The 17,417-nt window shown below is 60.9% G+C and carries 12 protein-coding genes and 2 pseudogenes; 8 read left to right on the top strand and 6 right to left on the bottom strand.

Features of this window, described 5'->3' with window-relative positions; translation table 11 throughout:
• The first annotated feature begins 1 nt into the window (after window position 1).
• Genes AC3ISR_RS23750 through AC3ISR_RS23740 form a run of 3 tightly spaced genes read left to right on the top strand, consistent with a single transcriptional unit; the run spans window position 2 to window position 2,726 of the window.
• Window positions 2–862 carry a MurR/RpiR family transcriptional regulator gene (locus tag AC3ISR_RS23750; protein ID WP_192300616.1) on the top strand — a complete coding sequence of 287 codons (861 nt, stop codon included), beginning with the start codon at window positions 2–4 and terminating at the stop codon, window positions 860–862.
• Window position 863: 1 nt separating this feature from the next.
• A complete protein-coding gene (locus tag AC3ISR_RS23745) occupies window positions 864–2,327 on the top strand; it encodes an N-acyl-D-amino-acid deacylase family protein (protein WP_463984448.1) in 1,464 nt (487 codons plus the stop codon).
• Window positions 2,328–2,357: 30 nt separating this feature from the next.
• Window positions 2,358–2,726: a glyoxalase superfamily protein gene (locus tag AC3ISR_RS23740; RefSeq protein WP_192300614.1), complete on the top strand. Its 369-nt coding sequence runs from the start codon at window positions 2,358–2,360 to the stop codon at window positions 2,724–2,726.
• 582 nt (window positions 2,727–3,308) lie between these two features.
• Here AC3ISR_RS23740 and AC3ISR_RS23735 read toward each other — a convergent pair.
• From AC3ISR_RS23735 to AC3ISR_RS23725, 3 genes and pseudogenes are all read right to left on the bottom strand, one after another.
• A pseudogene (locus AC3ISR_RS23735) lies at window positions 3,309–3,905 on the bottom strand (methyl-accepting chemotaxis protein); the annotation flags it as partial.
• A gap of 258 nt (window positions 3,906–4,163) precedes the next feature.
• Window positions 4,164–5,228 (bottom strand): annotated as a pseudogene (locus AC3ISR_RS23730) (methyl-accepting chemotaxis protein); the annotation flags it as partial.
• Between the two features lie 171 nt (window positions 5,229–5,399).
• A complete protein-coding gene (locus AC3ISR_RS23725) occupies window positions 5,400–11,036 on the bottom strand; it encodes a membrane-targeted effector domain-containing toxin (RefSeq protein ID WP_463984447.1) in 5,637 nt (1,878 codons plus the stop codon).
• 199 nt (window positions 11,037–11,235) lie between these two features.
• Between AC3ISR_RS23725 and bamJ the strand changes: the two genes are divergently transcribed.
• Window positions 11,236–11,853 (top strand): BamJ family beta-barrel-assembly machinery protein, encoded by a 618-nt coding sequence (bamJ, locus tag AC3ISR_RS23720; protein ID WP_192300611.1) that lies wholly within the window; start codon window positions 11,236–11,238, stop codon window positions 11,851–11,853.
• 144 nt (window positions 11,854–11,997) lie between these two features.
• On the opposite strand, the gene AC3ISR_RS23715 is transcribed toward bamJ, so the two are convergent.
• The 3 genes from AC3ISR_RS23715 to AC3ISR_RS23705 form a co-directional block, all read right to left on the bottom strand.
• The gene (locus tag AC3ISR_RS23715) at window positions 11,998–12,255 is read right to left on the bottom strand and encodes a PA4570 family protein (RefSeq protein WP_056858344.1); all 258 of its coding nucleotides are present in this window, start codon (window positions 12,253–12,255) and stop codon (window positions 11,998–12,000) included.
• A 159-nt stretch (window positions 12,256–12,414) separates the two neighbouring features.
• On the bottom strand, window positions 12,415–12,756 hold the full coding sequence (locus AC3ISR_RS23710) for a zinc ribbon domain-containing protein YjdM (protein WP_489324493.1): 342 nt from the start codon (window positions 12,754–12,756) through the stop codon (window positions 12,415–12,417).
• 174 nt (window positions 12,757–12,930) lie between these two features.
• Window positions 12,931–13,899 carry a polyprenyl synthetase family protein gene (locus tag AC3ISR_RS23705; protein WP_192300610.1) on the bottom strand — a complete coding sequence of 323 codons (969 nt, stop codon included), beginning with the start codon at window positions 13,897–13,899 and terminating at the stop codon, window positions 12,931–12,933.
• Between the two features lie 239 nt (window positions 13,900–14,138).
• On the opposite strand from AC3ISR_RS23705, the gene rplU reads away from it, so the two are divergent.
• From rplU to proB, 4 genes are all read left to right on the top strand, one after another.
• A complete protein-coding gene (gene rplU, locus AC3ISR_RS23700; protein WP_007950961.1) occupies window positions 14,139–14,453 on the top strand; it encodes a 50S ribosomal protein L21 in 315 nt (104 codons plus the stop codon).
• A gap of 34 nt (window positions 14,454–14,487) precedes the next feature.
• Window positions 14,488–14,745 (top strand): 50S ribosomal protein L27, encoded by a 258-nt coding sequence (gene rpmA / locus AC3ISR_RS23695; protein ID WP_003176049.1) that lies wholly within the window; start codon window positions 14,488–14,490, stop codon window positions 14,743–14,745.
• 194 nt (window positions 14,746–14,939) lie between these two features.
• On the top strand, window positions 14,940–16,163 hold the full coding sequence (gene cgtA, locus AC3ISR_RS23690; RefSeq protein WP_003230855.1) for an Obg family GTPase CgtA: 1,224 nt from the start codon (window positions 14,940–14,942) through the stop codon (window positions 16,161–16,163).
• Between the two features lie 123 nt (window positions 16,164–16,286).
• Complete coding sequence (gene proB / locus AC3ISR_RS23685) at window positions 16,287–17,405, top strand: glutamate 5-kinase (RefSeq protein WP_003176047.1); 1,119 nt, start codon at window positions 16,287–16,289, stop codon at window positions 17,403–17,405.
• Window positions 17,406–17,417: the final 12 nt, after the last annotated feature.

Below are 17,417 nucleotides of genomic sequence, written 5' to 3'. Positions count from 1 at the left end.
CATGGACATCCTCTACCAGATCCGTGCCCGCCAGGATTCCTTCAGCGCCGGTGAAGGGCGTATCGCCAGGCTGCTGCTCGACGACGTGGGGTTTGCCGCGTCGGCCAGCCTGGAAGCGTTGTCCCAGCGGGCCGAGGTCAGTACGGCCACACTGTCGCGGTTTGCGCGCAGCGTGGGCTGTCGCGATTTGCGTGACCTGCGCCTGCAATTGGCCCAGGCCAGTGGGGTGGGCAGCCGTTTTCTGGACCCGGCGGGCAAGCCTGAGCAGTCGGCGTTTCATCGGCAGATTCTTGGCGACATCGAGGCGACTTTGCGCCAGCACTTGTCGGGGTTCAACCAGGCAGGGTTTGCCGATGCGGTCAGCCTGCTGGGCAAGGCACGGATGGTCCACGCGTTTGGCATGGGCGGCCCGTCGAGCCTGTGCAGCGACGAATTGCAGGTGCGCCTGGTGCGCCTGGGCTATCCGATTGCCGCCTGCCATGACCCGGTGATGATGCGGGTCACGGCGGCGACCCTGGGCTCGGATCACGCGTTGATTGTGTGTTCCTTGACCGGCCGCACGCCTGAGCTGCTGGACGTGGTGGCACTGGCGCGCAATTACGATGCACGCGTCATCGCCATCACCTTGGCCGACTCACCCTTGGCGCAGTTGGCGGATGTCCTGCTGCCGCTGCAACCGGCCGAAACCAGTTTTATCTACAAACCCACGGCGGCGCGCTACGGCATGCTGCTGGCCATCGACCTGCTCGCCACCGAGCTGGCACTGGCCCAGCCGGACGACAACCGCGAGCGCCTGCGCCGCATCAAGCTGGCCCTCGACGAATACCGCGGCGGCCCCGACAGCCTGCCGCTTGGAGACTGATATGAAGTACGACACGTTGATTCGCCAGGCGCTGATCATTGATGGCAGCAACACCCCCGGGTACATCGCCGATGTGGGACTGTGGGAGGGGCGCATCGCGGCGATCGGTGATTTGTCGCAGGCAACGGCCACGGATCAGATCGACGCCACGGGGCGCGTGCTGGCGCCGGGGTTTATCGACGTGCACACCCACGACGACACCATGGTGATCCGCCAGCCGCAGATGCTGCCCAAGCTGAGCCAGGGGGTGACCACGGTGATTGTCGGCAACTGTGGCATTAGCGCCTCGCCAGTGAGTTTGCGCGGTGACCCACCGGACCCGATGAATTTGCTGGGCACGCGTGAGGCGTTCACTTATCCACGGTTTGCCGATTACCGCACGGCCGTGGAAAGTGCTCATCCAGCGGTCAATGTCGCGGCGTTGATCGGCCACACGGCGTTGCGCAGCAACCATATGGACGATCTGCATCGCACCGCCACGCCGGACGAAATCACCGCCATGCGCGAGCAATTGCAAGACAGCCTCGCGGCCGGCGCCCTCGGTTTATCCACAGGCCTGGCCTACGCCAGTGCGTTTAGCGCCGAGACCGATGAAGTGTTGCAACTGAGTGAAGAACTGACGGCGTTCGGCGCGGTGTACACCACCCATTTGCGCAGTGAATTCGAGCCGGTACTGGAGGCCATGGACGAGGCGTTCCTGATCGGCCGGCACGCCAAGGTTCCGGTGATCATTTCTCACCTCAAATGTGCCGGAGCGGGTAATTGGGGGCGCAGTCCGCAGCTGTTGGCCGCGCTGGAGTCGGCGGCGAAAACCCACCCGGTGGGCTGTGATTGTTACCCCTATGCGGCGAGTTCTTCGACCCTGGATCTGAAGCAAGTCACCGACGCGTTTCGTATCACCATCACGTGGTCGACGCCGCACCCCGAGTTGGGCGGGCGTGATTTGCAGGACATCGCCGCCGAGTGGGACGTTTCGCTGATGGATGCTGCACGTCGCCTGCAACCGGCGGGGGCGGTGTACTACGGGATGGACGAGGCGGATGTGCGCCGCATCCTCGCGCATCCATTGTCCATGGTGGGCTCGGATGGGTTGCCGGAAGACCCGTTCCCCCACCCACGGTTGTGGGGCGCGTTTGCGCGGGTGCTCGGGCATTTCAGCCGGGATGTGGGGCTGTTCCCGCTGCACACGGCGGTGCACAAGATGACCGGCTTGTCGGCGGCGCGGTTTGGCTTGGCCGAGCGTGGCGAAATTCGCCAAGGGCACTGGGCCGACCTGGTGCTGTTCGACCCGTTGCGCGTGCGTGATGTGGCCGATTTCAAGGACCCGCAACGGGCGGCGCAGGGCATTGACGGGGTGTGGGTCAACGGCGTGTTGAGTTACTGCGAGGGGCAGGCCAATGGCCAACACGCCGGCCGGTTCCTGGCGCGCAATGGCGATTTGCGTTGTGGTTTTTCGTCTCTATAGTGGGGGCTTTTCATACACGGAGCGGTTGCCATGCACTTAGGAAAAGTCATCCCCATTTTGCGGATTTTCGACGAGGCCAAGGCGTTGGAGTTCTACGTCGAGTTCCTGGGGTTCAAGGTGGATTGGCAGCATCGTTTCGAGGCGAATTTTCCGCTGTATCTGCAAGTGTCACTGGGGGAATGTGTGTTGCACCTGACCGAGCATCATGGTGACGCCTCGCCGGGCGCAGCGGTGCGAATTCAGGCACAAGGCGTGGACGCCTATCAGCAGCAGTTGCAGGGCAAGGACTATCGCTATGCCAAGCCTGAGGTTGAGCCAACACCGTGGGGCTCGCGGGAGATGAGCATCAAGGACCCGTTTGGGAATCGGGTGGTGTTTGTTGAGGAGGGCGAGGGGTAAATCGCAGGCAATAAAAAACCGCCTTGGGAGGGCGGTTTTTTGCAATCCCAGTTAGTGGCTGGGTTTGATGTCTCACAGGAGCATTGGCTTGTCAGCGATGCTACTGTCGCTCAAAACTTTATGCAAGACCCGACAAAAAGTGGTTTCCACTGCAAAAAAAGCAACAACTTTGGATCGGGAGAATTGTTGCCTGTAACACCTTAGCGTAGATCGCTGAGCTAGCATCGTCCTCGTTCTATGTACATCGTGAGGAGGGGGACTGGGTTCGCGCGCAAATTTTGGACCGATCGCCACGGGCTAGTAATCCGTGCCGGATTCATGCGGGAGGACCATAAACCCAGCCGCCTCACAGGAGCATTGGCTTGCATCCGAAGGCTCACATGTTCCGGTAAGTGCGCTGGAGGTAAGGCCCAACTCACGGAGGGCCGAGTATGTCTAGGTTTGCACGACGTACGTGGAACCTCGTAGTGAACTGCCTGCGTGCTTATCACGTCTGGAAGTTCCTGCGGGACAGCTTCGATGACCGTTAAGGTCTGAGAAGTGGAGCCGCCTCGGTTCAGGCCGAGGCGGCTTTTTGGTTTCCTACACCCGGAAATGGCTGACCATCTGCTGCAACTGGCTACCCAAACGCGCCAATTCAACACTCGATTTCGCCGTCTCGTCACTCGCCGTAGCCGTCTGTTCCGAGACATCACGCACGTTCACGATACTGCGGCTGATCTCTTCTGCCACGGCACTCTGCTGTTCGGCGGCGGCGGCAATCTGTTGGTTCATCGACTGGATGTTCGACACCGTGCGGGTGATGTTTTCCAGGGACACACCGGCCTTGCGCGTCAGCTCGACGCTGCTGTCGGTGAGGCTGCGGCTGTTGTTCATCACATTGGCCACTTGCTGGGTGCCGTTCTGCAAACCGGCGACCAGGCCTTCGATTTCCTCGGTGGATTTCTGTGTGCGCTGGGCCAGGCCCCGCACTTCATCGGCGACCACGGCAAACCCACGACCGGCTTCACCGGCACGCGCGGCTTCAATCGCGGCGTTGAGTGCCAGCAGGTTGGTCTGCTCGGCCACGGCCTTGATCACGTCCATCACGCTGCCGATCTTGTTGCTCTCTTGTTGCAGGTGCGCCATGGCGTCGGTGGAACGTGCCACTTCGGCGGCCAGGCGCTCGATCTGGGCGATCGCTTCACCCACCACCTTGTCGCCTTCGCGGGCTTGGCCGTCGGCGTCGGAGGCGGCTTGGGAGGCTTGTTCAGCGTTGCGCGCGACTTCCTGCACGGTGGCGGTCATTTCATGCATTGCGGTGGCAACCTGATCGGTCTCGATCTTCTGGCTGTTCACCCCGGCGCTGGTTTGTTCGGTCACGGCCGACAGTTCTTCGGCGGCGCTGGCGATTTGTGTCACACCGTCGCGGATACCGCTGATCAGCTCGCGCAGGGTCGTGCCCATGCGCTGGATGCCTTGTTGCAGCACGCCCAGTTCGTCGCGGCGGGTGACCTGGATGTTGTGGCTCAAGTCGCCGGAAGCGATGCGCTCGACCACGGCCAGGGTTTCCTGCAGTGGGCGGGTGATCTGGCGGGTGATGACCAGTGCGGCGATAACCCCGACCAGCAGGGCCAGCAAGGTGCTGATCAATTGCAGGCTGCGGGCCTGGGCGCTTTCGGCGTCGCGGCGCTCAAGCTGGATGTCGTAGAGCTTGTCGCTGATGGTGACGATGTCGGCACCTTGGGTGGTCATTTCTGCGCGAGCGCTGACGATGTTGGCGTTGGCGGCCTTGTAGCTTTGTACGGCGGTGCGGTAGGCGCCAAGGGCGGTTTCAAGCGAAGCCAGTGCGGTTTGCTGTTCGGCACCAAAGACGGCGCTGAGCTTTTTCAAGCCACTGATGGCTTTTTCGATTTGTGCGGCGGCGCGGGCTTCGGTTTCGGCGTTGACGTTGCCGGTGTAGCCACGCACTTCATAACGGGCGAGCTGGAACTCTTCCTTGGCCTGGGTCAGTGCCTGGTACTGGACGAAACGCTCCGGACTGTCGGCCATCTGCTGCACGCTGGTGTCCAGGGCATTGATCTGGGCGTTGGCGATGTCGGCCTTGTCACCCATGACCTGGCGCGCGGCGTTGCCGTTACGGTAGGCCTCGCGCATTTTGTTCAAGGATTGCTGGTAGGCGGTGATGACGCTTTTCTGCTCGTTGAGCAGCTTGAGGTTATCCGGGCTCTTGAAGCTGTCCAGCAGCTTTTGTTGCTGGGCAGCGAACGCGTCCAGGTTGGTCTGTACGGTTTGTGCCACGGCTTCGTCACCGTTGGCCAGCATGTATTGCAGGCGCACGATGCGCAGCTTGGTCAGCGAGGCATTGAGCTGGGTGATATCGCTCATCCAGTTGCTGCGGTCGATCAGGCCGCCCAGGCTGGTCCAGCCGGTCAGGGCCAGGATCGAAGTGAGGACCAGTACCAGGCCGAAGCCCAGGCCGAGTTTGAGGTTGACGCTGATGTTACCGAACCAGCTGTTCATCGAATGCTCCGCAAGAGTGATGTCTGTTTGCTGGTTGATGTTGTTGTTTGAGCCAGCCGAGGTGTAGCGGGTTATCGGCGGCAAAACCTGAATCTGAAATGCTATTTCGGCTCATCGACGCAGGGCGCCGATGAGTGGTTGCGGGAGAATTGGGTCAGTGGCTCATGGGGTTTAGCCGACGTGCTTCAGGCCAACACCTCCGGGCGGAGGGGTTTTGAGCATATCGACCAGTTGCGATAAATAGAAAAAGCGCTGATGACGCTGTTCTGGCCAGCGCTCGATGAAGAACTGGCCCTTGTCGTTGATTTGAATGGGGGTGCTGACAATCTCATTGCCACGGGACATGTGCACAAGGTTGATCTCGGTGGAGGTTCGGCGCTCGACGATGAAATGCCCGGGTGTTGTGAGTCTGCTGCGGTCCGGCGGCGCCGGCACGCTTGGCACTCTTCGCCCAGGAATACCGACGTAGAGCGTGAAGTCACTGCGCAACGCCACGTCCTTACCTTCCTCGAACGATTCCCACGCCCCCTGGTGCAACGGCCTGGCCAGTTCCGGGGCGCTGTCGCGCACATGCAGGCTGACGGCATCCTGCAGCGTGGCGAGGCCCGGCACGCCCAGGTACGTATCGGTGTGGGTACTGCCCACGAACGCGACCCACTTGTGTGGCCCTTGGGCGAGTTGGTCGGCCTTGATCACCTCGTTGGCGAAGTAGCTGAACATTTGAAGGCGCGGCAAATCGCCATTCAGACCTTTGACGTAATAGGTGGCCGTACAGTCCAGCGCTCGTACGCGTATCCCGTATTTGTTGGCTTTCTTGACCAGGTGAGTGTAGGTGTCCGTGCCCTCGTAAAGGGGCATCTGGCCTCGGTCCAACTGCCGGAGGTAGTTCTCCAGGATCGACGGCATCTTCGAGGTGCGGTAGTAGGTTTCCAGGGCTTCCTGATGCAGATCGGTCAACAAATGCTCGAGGTACAGCGTCTTGACCCCCAGCTTTTTCAGGTGCTTGAAGTACTGGATCAGCAGGCGCTTGCTGGATTGCGCGGAATGGGCCTCGCCGATGACCAGCCCATTGCGCTGTTTGAACAGCCGTTCAAACAACACGCTCTCGTTTCTTGCGCTGGTCAGCTCGCCCAAGGCTCTGCGTTGGGGCAAGGTGAGGTCGGCGAAATGCGCTTTGGCAGTGGCGTACAGGCGCTGGCGGGTCTCGATGAAGGTGTTCATTGCCCTGGCATTCTCTGGCTGGGCGTGGGAGTAACGCGAGTCCAGGCCACGCCGCTCCAGGCGCATCTGGTCGATGTTCGCGCGCATCGCTGCCGGGATGTCGAACGCCGCGTAATGGGAGACGGTGCCCGATGCTGGCGTGAGGCTGCTCGGTGCGCGCAGTGCCCCATGGGTTGTTGCAATGGATAGGGCGTAGTCACCTCGGGACTGGGCGCTGCTGTGTGTGTCGGGCCACAGGCCGGTCGGCTCCCCAGGCGCCACGTCGTGAACGCGCAGCGCTGGCGCCTGTTGCAACTCCGCCAGCCCGGCAATGCGCTCGTAACGGCCCAGGCGGTTGGTCTCGACCAACGCCAGCCAACCTTCGTCCGGGTTGTGTTTCAGGTTGAACTCGATAGCGGTGTGAGAGTAGAAATTGCGCAGCTTGCTGCTGCGCGGCACAAAACGCGCGCCTTCGCCCAGGGCCAGCACGTGGCCCATATGGTATGAAACTGCAGCGTCCAGGCCGTCGATGGCGATGTTCAGGCGCTGGGTTTCGAGCAGCAGCTTGCGGTACGTGAACGGCGCATCCGCTGCGAACCCCAAGGCCTCGTCCACCTGCGCCAGATGCCGCTCGATCTGTTGCAGGGCGTGGGCTTTGTTGCCGCTGAGCTGGTTGTTGAGGATTTTCAACTTGCGATGGAACAGGTCGCGGGGCAGGTTCTCGATGTACACCCGCTTGAGTCCCTGTTCCGCCAGGCCTGGCAGTTGTTCGATCAACAGCTGTTTACTGGCGATGGAGTTGTCGACGGCTCCGATAATCAAGCGCTTGTTGCGGCTGAACAGGCTCTTGAGAATGTCGCTGTGGGCTGCGTTGCTCGCCAGTGCGGGCAGTGCGCTTTTCGGCGCCGGGGCCGGTAACGCCTGGTAGAACGCGTCGGCGTCTTCGCTCAAGCGTGCGACGTTTTGTTCATAGGCCGTGCGCAGTGGTTGCACTTCGATAAACGCGTTGCCTTGGGCCGCCGCCGCGTCCTGCCCCCGGCTTTGCATGTGTGTTTTGAAGCCTGGGTCGAGCAGGGTGCGGAAGGTCTTGGCCTGATCGGGCGCTACGTCGAAGGCCTCCAACGGGCTGCTTTCATCCGCCAGCAGCTTTTCGTATTGCTTGCGCCCACCCCCGGGGACGCTGAAACGCACCCACTGCCCATCACTGTTCTGGCTGACCAGGCGTGCGGTCGAATGGAGCTGGCCGGTCAGCGGGTCGTGGCGATACAGCAAGTAACGGCCCAAGGCGTCGGGAGTCTGCGATGCCCACAGTGGCTGCCCATCAAACAGGATGGATTGCATGCCTTCGGGGTTGATCGCATCCAGTTGCTTGAGCGGCGCACTGCCGACGGCGTGTGAACTGGTCTGGATGACGGCACGCAGGGGTTTGAAGCTGCTTTTGAGCAGTGGGCGCAAATCGAACAGCACGGCCCCCATAGCATTGGCCAGGAAGCCGACGTAGTGCTCAATCGCGGCTGCCATGTCGTTCTGGTGATAGGCGTTGAGGGCCAGCATGGCGTCCTTGAATGCCAGCAGGCCGCCCAAGGTCAAGCTCAGCAAGGGGAATGGCATCGTTGCAATGGCCGTTACCCACTCGATACAGGTCCACAGGATGCCGGTAATCATTTGGGTGCGATTGACCGTCGTGCCGTGCACGTCATCGATGGTGCGCTGCAAGCTCATGTTGTATAGCTCGTGGCGCAGATCGAGCAGCGGCGTGACGCGGCTTATCGAGTCGTGCCGAGCCGGGCTTGGGGTGGTGCGGTCGATGTCATCCGGCAGGCCGTTGCGGGCGTTCTCCAGAAACAGGTGCACTCTGCGCAGCGACTGCAACGACACACGAGAGCACCAATAGCCGGGCATGCCTTCGACTTTTTTCAGCAGGTAGTTGAACAGCTTCGCTTCGCGAAAGTTGACGCCGTCCGGTGCGTTGGGCGTGTACAACAACACGGGATAGTCGGCGTGGCTGAACAGGTAGTTGCCCATCACCCAATCACCGTCGATAAACAAGCGGTGGACTTTGTAGGTATTGCGCGTGGTGCTGCGGGTATCCGACAAGCTGTCGATGGCCTGGTTGAGCCAGCTCAGGTCGACACTGGCGATATGCCCCTTGAGTCGGGCCTCCAGCGCGGCACTCTGCATCTGCAATTGGTGAATCGCCAGCACCGCACTGCGTCGTTCGTGATAACCGGGGCTGTCGCTGGATTGCAGGCGCTGGCGCACTTCATTGATATAGCGTTCACCGACCCATACGCCGGTGACCGAGCGGGCAACGTTCTGTGCGGTCAGCGGGCTCAGATCTACGCCCTTGGGGCCGCGAAAGACCGCGGATCTGGAAAACTTCTCGTCGAGAAAGCCGATGCCGTCTGCATAGCCGTCGCGGTACAGGGTGGTGTAGGACAGTGGTGTTGGCGGCGCACCGAGCAATGTCCGTGGCGAGTAGGCGAAGACGCTGTCCGGGTCGATGTCATTTTTGGAGCGTCCCAGCAGTCTGTTCAGGCTGAGCCTGGCTTTATCGCGCAAATAGCTGTCGAAGCTCGGGAAATTGGCTTCGGCATCGGGTCTGGCATTGTAGGTGCGCAGGGCACCCTCGATGTTATCCGCCAGGGTGATCAGCCGGGTTCTGTCTGCCAGGGAGGCGTTACGAAACCAGGAGGGTGAGCTGAAACTGTAATCATCCAGTTGCAGCGCCAGGCGGTGTGCGGCCATCGCGTTCAGGCAATCGGCGTGGCTGCAGGGTTTGCCGAAGGTCACCTCGTGGTGTTCTTCGGCATCGGGGCGCAGGCTGATCGCCTGGATGAAGGTGCTCATTTTCGGGCGGAAGCGCAGCGGCACTTGTTGCAGTACGTAATTGCTCATCGTCTGGGGTTGATCCAGCCAACCGATGATATGGGTCTGGCATTCGCGCAGGCTGCTGAAGGCGAAGAACTGTTGTGCGCTGGGGGCGTCAGGGGTGCACAGCAATAGGCGTTTGACCTGGCCGTGGGCATCATCTTCGCGCAGCAGCCACAGGTCTCGCAGTTGAGCGCCGTGCAGCAGCACGGTTTGTGCGCAGAGCTGCGGGCGGGGATTTTCGCGCAGGTCTGCAAACAGCTGCACATCGTCCGGACTGAGGTGGCCTTGCAGCTGGGCAATGTAGGCCAAGGCGACCAGGCGCTGATCGAAAAACGTGCGGGCCGCCTGTTTGATCTGCGGGGTGCCCAGCACGGTTTTTTGTGTGTCGGCAAAGTCCAGGCGTGGTTGCAGGTCTTGCAGCAGGGTGATCAGCACTTGCGGGGTGAGTCGGGCATAAGCCGTATCGAGCGGGGCGCCGGCGTAGCTCAAGGTGCTGTGTTCAAGGAAGGCTGAGCCCGGCGCGCTGTCGCCGGTGTGCAGGCCGCGCAAGGCCAGTTCCACCAGTGAACGCTGCTGCTCGTAGGTGCCGACCGGCGGCACTGTGCGCCGGGTTGTGATGTGCAGCAGGTCCGGGTCGAGGTCGTGGATGTCCAGTTCATCGGCCAGTTTCTCGGCCCATTGGTGCCGGGCGAGGGCCTGGGGCGTTGCTGCCGGGCCGAACAGATTCATGAACGCCTCGCGCGCCTGGTTGTAGTTGCGCAGGTGTTGGTCGAGGGTGTCGCGAAGCGGCTTGCTGGCGCTGCGGTACCAGTCGGGCAGGGCGTAGAACAGGTCGCGCTCAAGCAGTCGCTGTGCGCGAAAGTCCAGGCGCAATGTCAGGTCGGGCAACGCGGCTTGGATGGCGTTGTCGAGGTGCTCCTTGATGTGTGTGGTGTCTGCATGGCTCAGGGCGTAATTGATGTCCTGTTCACGTTTGTCGAGCAGCGCTTGGTAGACGTGTTCGAACAGCGGTTTGTCCTGGATCGGAAGTAAGGTCAGTGGCCATATATCAACGGTATCCAGGTGTTGGTAGCGCACAGGCAGGTGACGATTGAACTCAGCCCGCCCGGTGGCGAGCGCCATCGCAGATTGCAGGCCTTGGTCCAGGTCGTGCAGCGAGTCGAAGGCTTCCAGACCCCGCGCGGGCGTGAACAACAAGACCGGCCCCACGGGGGGCGCTGCTGGCAGGCTGTCGACGACGGGGTTGGCCTGGCGCGTCAGCACAAACGCACCGGCGAATATGACGGTCTGTTCCTGGTAGGTGAAGGCCAGGGCGTACATGCCGGGGCGGAAGGTTGGCCCCAGCGAGCAGTTTTCCAGCATCTGCTGGTCGGCGGGGGACAGCAGGTTGTCACTGACGTTGAGCCGGGTTTCCAGTTCCAGCGCGTTGATGCCGGCGGTGAAGGTCAGATAAGTCTTACGGCTCTGCCCTGCGACGGCGCTGGTTTCATCCAGCGCCTTGAGGCGGCTGTTCAGGTCCGGTGGGATCACATCCTGATACAGGGCACGCGCCTGGCTCATAAACGTAGCGTTGATACGCTTGAGGTCGGTGTTGAGCTGTTGCAGCGTGGCGTACTCCGCCGGCAAGGTAACGGGGCGTTTGCTCTGGCCGCGCAGGGTGGGGTCAATCTCCAGCAAGTGGGCGTGAATCTGATCAAGCGTGGGCGCGGCATCGCGGGTATTCGGCGTACTCATTGGCACAACCCCTGAGGTGGTGAGTGGAATCACCAGCATGGGCAGCGCAGGGGCGTGTTCGGCAGTAGATAGGTATGTCGGTGCGCTCATCAAGGCACGGTGTTGTGTGCTAGTCTGCTGGCCCTTTTAGTTTTGGGTGACAAGGAACGCGCGGCTTTTGTGCGGCGTTTTCAGTGTTGTCCTACAGCGGAGCACCTTCATGTCCGAAGTTAATCTGTCCACCGACGAAACCCGCGTCAGCTACGGTATTGGCCGTCAACTGGGCGACCAACTGCGTGACAACCCGCCACCGGGTGTGAGCCTGGACGCCATCCTGGCTGGCCTGACCGACGCTTTCGCCGGCAAGCCAAGCCGTGTTGATCAAGAGCAAATGGCTGCCAGCTTCAAGGTTATCCGCGAAATCATGCAAGCCGAAGCGGCTGCCAAGGCCGAAGCGGCTGCTGGCGAAGGCCTGGCTTTCCTGGCTGAGAACGCCAAGCGTGATGGCATCACCACCCTGGCTTCCGGCCTGCAATTTGAAGTGCTGACTGCCGGTGAAGGCGCCAAGCCGACCCGTGAAGACCAGGTACGTACCCACTACCACGGCACCCTGATCGACGGCACTGTGTTCGACAGCTCCTACGAGCGCGGCCAGCCTGCAGAATTCCCGGTTGGCGGCGTGATCGCCGGCTGGACCGAAGCCCTGCAACTGATGAATGCCGGCAGCAAATGGCGCCTGTACGTGCCGAGCGAACTGGCTTACGGCGCTCAAGGCGTTGGCAGCATCCCGCCGCACAGCGTTCTGGTGTTCGACGTCGAGCTGCTCGACGTTCTGTAAGACCTGCTGATTACTGCGGGAAATGGCTTGTGTGGGAGCGGGCTTGCTCGCGAAGACGGCGTGTCAGTCGCACATTTATTGACTGACCCACCGCTTTCGCGAGCAAGCCCGCTCCCACATGAAGCTCGCTTCCACAGGATGGGCTCATGGATGGAATTTGCCATTCAATTCAGTGGCCGGGCGCAACGCTCGGGCATAGCAGAACAGAAACAGATTGCGCACCACTTCCTTCAGTACCCCGGGCTCACTTGAGCTCAAGCCATTCACGTCCAGGTCGCCCTGGTCCTGCAGCTCGCTCAGCGCCTCTTCTTCCAATACCGCACAGACTTCGCCGGTTTCCCGATGCAGGATGCGCAGGTAAGGGTGTGGGCGGTCCAGCCAGGCGTCTATCAAATAAGTCATGGTCGTTCTCCTTGATGGGTTTCAATGAGAATAATTCTTATTCGTAGAATAGCAAGTGCCTATTGGCGGTTTGTGGTTTTTTCTGTGTGGTTATTGCGCGGGGTCAACCGGGAGGGCGAAACGCCATCCCGCGGCGGGCGCGGGATGGAAGTTGCAGGTTCAGACCTTGCGGACGAACTCGGACTTGAGTTTCATCGGGCCGATACCGTCGATCTTGCAATCGATGTCGTGGTCGCCATCGCACAGGCGGATGTTCTTGACCTTGGTGCCGACCTTGACCACCAGGGAGGTGCCCTTGACCTTGAGGTCCTTGATCACGGTGATGGTGTCGCCGTCCTGCAGGACGTTGCCCACAGAGTCTTTCTTCGCGGTTTCATCGCTAGCCGCTTCGGCCTCGCCATTGGCGGACCACTCGTGGGCGCATTCCGGGCAGATCAGCTGGGCGCCGTCTTCGTAGGTGTATTCGGAATTGCATTTCGGGCAGGGTGGCAACGTGCTCACTAAAGCTCCTTGTAGAGTCAGGGATGGCTAAAAGTCGCACATTATATAGGGTTTTAACGGTGGGAGGGGCGGCTTGGCTCGGTCTAATGTGGGAGCTGGCTTGCCTGCGATATCGGTAGTGAATTCACTAAAGCTATCGCAGGCAAGCCAGCTCCCACATTAAACGGTGTGCAATCAGTGCGTACGGGCGACCGCAAACTCACTCAGCTCAACCAGTGCATCCCGGTATTCGCTGGCCGGCAGGGCTTCCAGGCATTGGATGGCACGGGCCACGTAGTCACGCGCCAATTGCGCGGTGTAGTCCAGCGAACCCGAGGCTTCCACGGCTTCGCGGATGCTTTCGAGGTCTTCGATCCCGCCTTTCTGGATCGCCTTGCGCACCAGGGCCGCCTGTTCCGGCGTGCCTTCGCGCATGGTGTAGATCAGCGGCAAGGTCGGCTTGCCCTCGGCCAGGTCGTCACCGACGTTCTTGCCCAGGGTCTCGGCGTCGCCGCGGTAATCGAGCAGGTCGTCTACCAGTTGGAAGGCCACGCCCAGGTGGTCGCCAAAGGTGCGCAGGGCTTCGGCCTGTTCGGCGGTCGCGCCACACAGCGCGGCGGCGCTATGGGTGGAGGCTTCGAAGAGCATCGCGGTTTTGCCGCGAATCACTTCCATATAGGTTTCTTCGGTGGTGCTGGCGTCGCGCACCTTGGACAGCTGCAACACTTCGCCTTCAGCGATGATGCGGGTGGCCTGGGACAGAATCTTCATCACCGGCATCGAGCCCAGTTCGACCATCATTTCGAACGAGCGCGAGTACAGGAAATCGCCGACCAGCACGCTGGGGGCGTTGCCCCACATGGCATTGGCGGTCTCGCGGCCACGGCGCATGCCCGACATGTCGACCACGTCGTCATGCAGCAGGGTCGCGGTGTGCAGGAATTCGATAGTCGCCGCCAGCAAACGCAAGTCGTCGCCTTCGCGACCCAGGGCCTTGCCACACAGCAACACTAATAAAGGACGCAGGCGTTTGCCGCCCGCCGACGTAATATAGTCGCCAATTTTGGAGACCAGCGGCACTTTGGACGTGAGCTGTTTCTTGATGATGCCGTCGACGGCGCTAAAATCGTCCGCGACCGCGCGGTAGAAAGCTTGGGGTTGCATCAGCTACAGTCGCTCCAGAAGGGTTGCGCGGCATGCTAGGACCCTGACCCCGCAGTGTCAAGGCGCGATAGACGGCCCCTTGCAAGGCTTCTATAGCTTGCGTACAATCGCGCACCCTGAACTTCCTGGGCAGCACCTGCCTTACGCAATTGCATTCGGGACGTCCATCCCATGCAGCCATGCCAGCCAATACCTCTTCTTATAAAGAGCTGGGTGAGCAGGATTATCGGAGAAATACCATGTCGTACGCAGTAATTGTTACTGGTGGCAAGCAATACAAAGTCGCCCCAGGTGAATACCTGAAGATCGAAAAACTGGAAGTCGCTACCGGCGAATCCGTTACCTTTGATCGCGTTCTGTTGGTCGCCAATGGCGATGACGTGAACATCGGCGCTCCAGTTGTTGCTGGCGCTACCGTTGTGGCTGAAGTGATCTCCCAAGGTCGTCACGATAAAGTCCGCATCATCAAGTTCCGTCGTCGTAAGCACCACATGAAGCGTATGGGCCACCGCCAGTGGTACACCGAGATCAAAATCACCGGTATTCAGGCTTAATTTCAGCCTAATTCCTCACTAGGAGAATTGACTCATGGCACACAAAAAAGCTGGTGGTAGTACCCGTAACGGTCGCGACTCAGAAGCCAAACGCCTTGGCGTGAAGATGTATGGCGGCCAGAAAATCATTCCGGGCAACATCATCGTGCGTCAGCGCGGCACCCAATTCCACGCCGGTTACGGTGTAGGCATGGGTAAAGATCACACCCTCTTCGCGAAAATCGAAGGCGTGATCAAGTTTGAAGTAAAAGGCGCGTTCAACCGCCGTTACGTGAGCGTTGTCGCAGCTTAATTGCGAGATCGCTGGAAAAGCCCTGTCTTGCGACGGGGCTTTTTCGTTTGTGGAGTGAGTCTCTTGCAAAGCTGTTTGTAATGGGCGATAGCAGCAGGATATGCGGTCGTTGCTTGAGGTCGCTGCGCTCATTTTTGCAAGAGTCTTATGTCTTGGTTTCTTAAGCTCGTCCATGCGGCGAGAGGCGTTTTGTTATGAAGTTCGTTGATGAAGTTTCCATCCGAGTAAAAGCAGGCGACGGCGGTAACGGTTGCATGAGTTTCCGTCGCGAAAAATTCATCGAAAACGGTGGCCCAAACGGCGGTGACGGCGGTGACGGCGGTTCCATCTACATGATGGCCGACGAAAACCTCAACACCCTGGTCGACTACCGTTACACCCGGCACTTCGATGCCGAGCGTGGCTCCAACGGCGGCAGCACCGACTGCACCGGTAAAAAAGGCGAAGACCTGGTGCTGCGCGTACCCGTCGGCACCACGATTATCGACTCCGCTACCCAGGAAGTGATCGGCGACCTGACCAAGGCCGGCCAGAAGCTGATGGTTGTGCAGGGCGGCTGGCACGGTCTGGGTAACACCCGATTCAAGTCCAGTACCAACCGTGCGCCACGCCAGACCACGCCAGGCAAGCCGGGCGAGCAGCGTGACCTCAAGCTGGAAATGAAAGTACTGGCCGACGTAGGCCTGTTGGGCCTGCCGAACGCGGGTAAAAGTACCTTCATCCGCTCGGTCTCGGCCGCCAAGCCGAAAGTCGCCGACTACCCGTTCACCACCCTGGTGCCAAACCTGGGCGTGGTCAGCGTCGACCGCTGGAAAAGCTTCGTGATCGCCGACATTCCCGGCCTGATCGAAGGCGCTTCCGACGGCGCCGGCCTGGGCATTCGCTTCCTCAAGCACTTGTCCCGCACCCGTTTGCTGCTGCACCTCGTGGACATGGCGCCGTTGGATGAAACCAGCGCAGCGGACGCCGCTGAAGTGATCGTCAGCGAACTGACCAAGTTCAGCCCGGCCCTGGCCGAGCGTGATCGCTGGTTGGTCCTGAACAAGTGCGACCAGATCCTCGAAGAAGAGCACGAAGAGCGCGTCAAGGAAATCGTCGACCGCCTGGAGTGGGAAGGCCCGGTCTACGTGATCTCGGCCATCGCCAAAGAAGGCACCGAGCGCCTGACCCGCGACATCATGCGCTACCTCGAAGACCGCGCCGACCGCCTGGCGGCCGACCCGGTGTTCAAGGCCGAACTGGCTGAACTCGACCAGCAGATCGAAGACGAAGCCCGTGCCCAGTTGCAGGCGCTGGACGACCAGCGTGCCCTGCGCCGCAGCGGCGTGAAGTCGGTCCATGACATCGGTGACGACGATTGGGACGAAGAAGACGTGGATGATGAAGACGGTCCTGAAATCATTTACGTGCGCGACTGATTCGTTGCAGTAAACTTAAGCGCCGCTCAATTGAGCGGCGTTTTGGTATCTGGGTATACGTAGTCACGAATAACGTTATGGGTTGCGCTGGGTCGCGCAGCCCTCTATCTAAGGTTGAAGATGATGCGGAGCAAAGTGACAGGTGCGCAGCGCTGGGTCGTAAAGATCGGAAGTGCGCTGCTGACGGCGGATGGCAAGGGGCTCGATCGTGCAGCCATGAGCGTCTGGGTCGAGCAAATGGTGGCCTTGCATGAGGCTGGCGTTGAGTTGGTGCTGGTGTCGTCCGGGGCGGTTGCCGCCGGGATGAGCCGCCTCGGCTGGACCGCGCGACCCAGCGCGATGCACGAACTGCAAGCCGCCGCCGCCATCGGCCAGATGGGCCTGGTACAAGCCTGGGAATCCAGCTTCGCCGAGCACGGCCGCCACACGGCGCAGATCCTGCTGACCCACGACGACCTGTCCGACCGCAAGCGCTACCTCAACGCCCGCAGTACCCTGCGTGCGCTGGTTGAGCTGAAAGTCATCCCGGTGATCAACGAAAACGACACCGTGGTCACCGACGAAATCCGTTTCGGCGACAACGACACCCTGGCCGCCCTGGTAGCCAACCTGGTGGAAGCCGACCTGCTGGTGATCCTCACCGACCGCGACGGCATGTTTGACGCCGACCCGCGCAACAACCCGGATGCGCAACTGATCTACGAAGCCCGCGCCGATGACCCTGCGCTGGACGCCGTGGCCGGCAGCGTCGGCGGTGCCTTGGGCCGTGGCGGCATGCAGACCAAGCTGCGCGCTGCACGCCTGGCTGCGCGTTCCGGTGCCCACACCATCATCGTCGGCGGGCGCATCGAGCGTGTGCTCGACCGCCTCAAGGCTGGCGAGCGGATCGGCACGCTGCTGTCGCCTGAGCGGGGTATGCTCGCGGCGCGCAAACAATGGTTGGCCGGTCATCTGCAAACCCGTGGCACCCTGGTGCTGGACGATGGCGCTGTATCTGCGCTGTCCCAAGGCAACAAAAGCTTGCTGCCGGTCGGCGTCAAGCTGGTGCAGGGCAGCTTCCGCCGTGGCGAGATGGTGGTGTGTGTGGCCCCGGACGGTCGTGAAATCGCCCGCGGCCTGGCCAACTACAGCGCCCTGGAAGCGCAGAAAATCATTGGGCAGTCGTCTGACGCGATTGTGGGCCTGTTGGGTTATATGGCGGAGCCGGAACTGGTGCACCGCGACAACCTGATCCTGGTTTAAACAAAGGGAGTA

The organism is Pseudomonas sp. GL_117 (assembly GCF_057835125.1).
This window is presented reverse-complemented; position numbering and strand designations above follow the sequence as displayed.

What these genes read in the sequence shown, in the direction of transcription:
- AC3ISR_RS23750 (WP_192300616.1), top strand. Translation starts at nt 2, where the DNA reads ATGGACATCCTCTACCAGATCCGTGCCCGCCAGGATTCCTTCAGCGCC.
- AC3ISR_RS23745 (WP_463984448.1), top strand. Translation starts at nt 864, where the DNA reads ATGAAGTACGACACGTTGATTCGCCAGGCGCTGATCATTGATGGCAGC.
- AC3ISR_RS23740 (WP_192300614.1), top strand. Translation starts at nt 2,358, where the DNA reads ATGCACTTAGGAAAAGTCATCCCCATTTTGCGGATTTTCGACGAGGCC.
- AC3ISR_RS23725 (WP_463984447.1), bottom strand. Translation starts at nt 11,036, where the DNA reads ATGAGTACGCCGAATACCCGCGATGCCGCGCCCACGCTTGATCAGATT.
- bamJ (WP_192300611.1), top strand. Translation starts at nt 11,236, where the DNA reads ATGTCCGAAGTTAATCTGTCCACCGACGAAACCCGCGTCAGCTACGGT.
- AC3ISR_RS23715 (WP_056858344.1), bottom strand. Translation starts at nt 12,255, where the DNA reads ATGACTTATTTGATAGACGCCTGGCTGGACCGCCCACACCCTTACCTG.
- AC3ISR_RS23705 (WP_192300610.1), bottom strand. Translation starts at nt 13,899, where the DNA reads ATGCAACCCCAAGCTTTCTACCGCGCGGTCGCGGACGATTTTAGCGCC.
- rplU (WP_007950961.1), top strand. Translation starts at nt 14,139, where the DNA reads ATGTCGTACGCAGTAATTGTTACTGGTGGCAAGCAATACAAAGTCGCC.
- rpmA (WP_003176049.1), top strand. Translation starts at nt 14,488, where the DNA reads ATGGCACACAAAAAAGCTGGTGGTAGTACCCGTAACGGTCGCGACTCA.
- cgtA (WP_003230855.1), top strand. Translation starts at nt 14,940, where the DNA reads ATGAAGTTCGTTGATGAAGTTTCCATCCGAGTAAAAGCAGGCGACGGC.
- proB (WP_003176047.1), top strand. Translation starts at nt 16,287, where the DNA reads ATGCGGAGCAAAGTGACAGGTGCGCAGCGCTGGGTCGTAAAGATCGGA.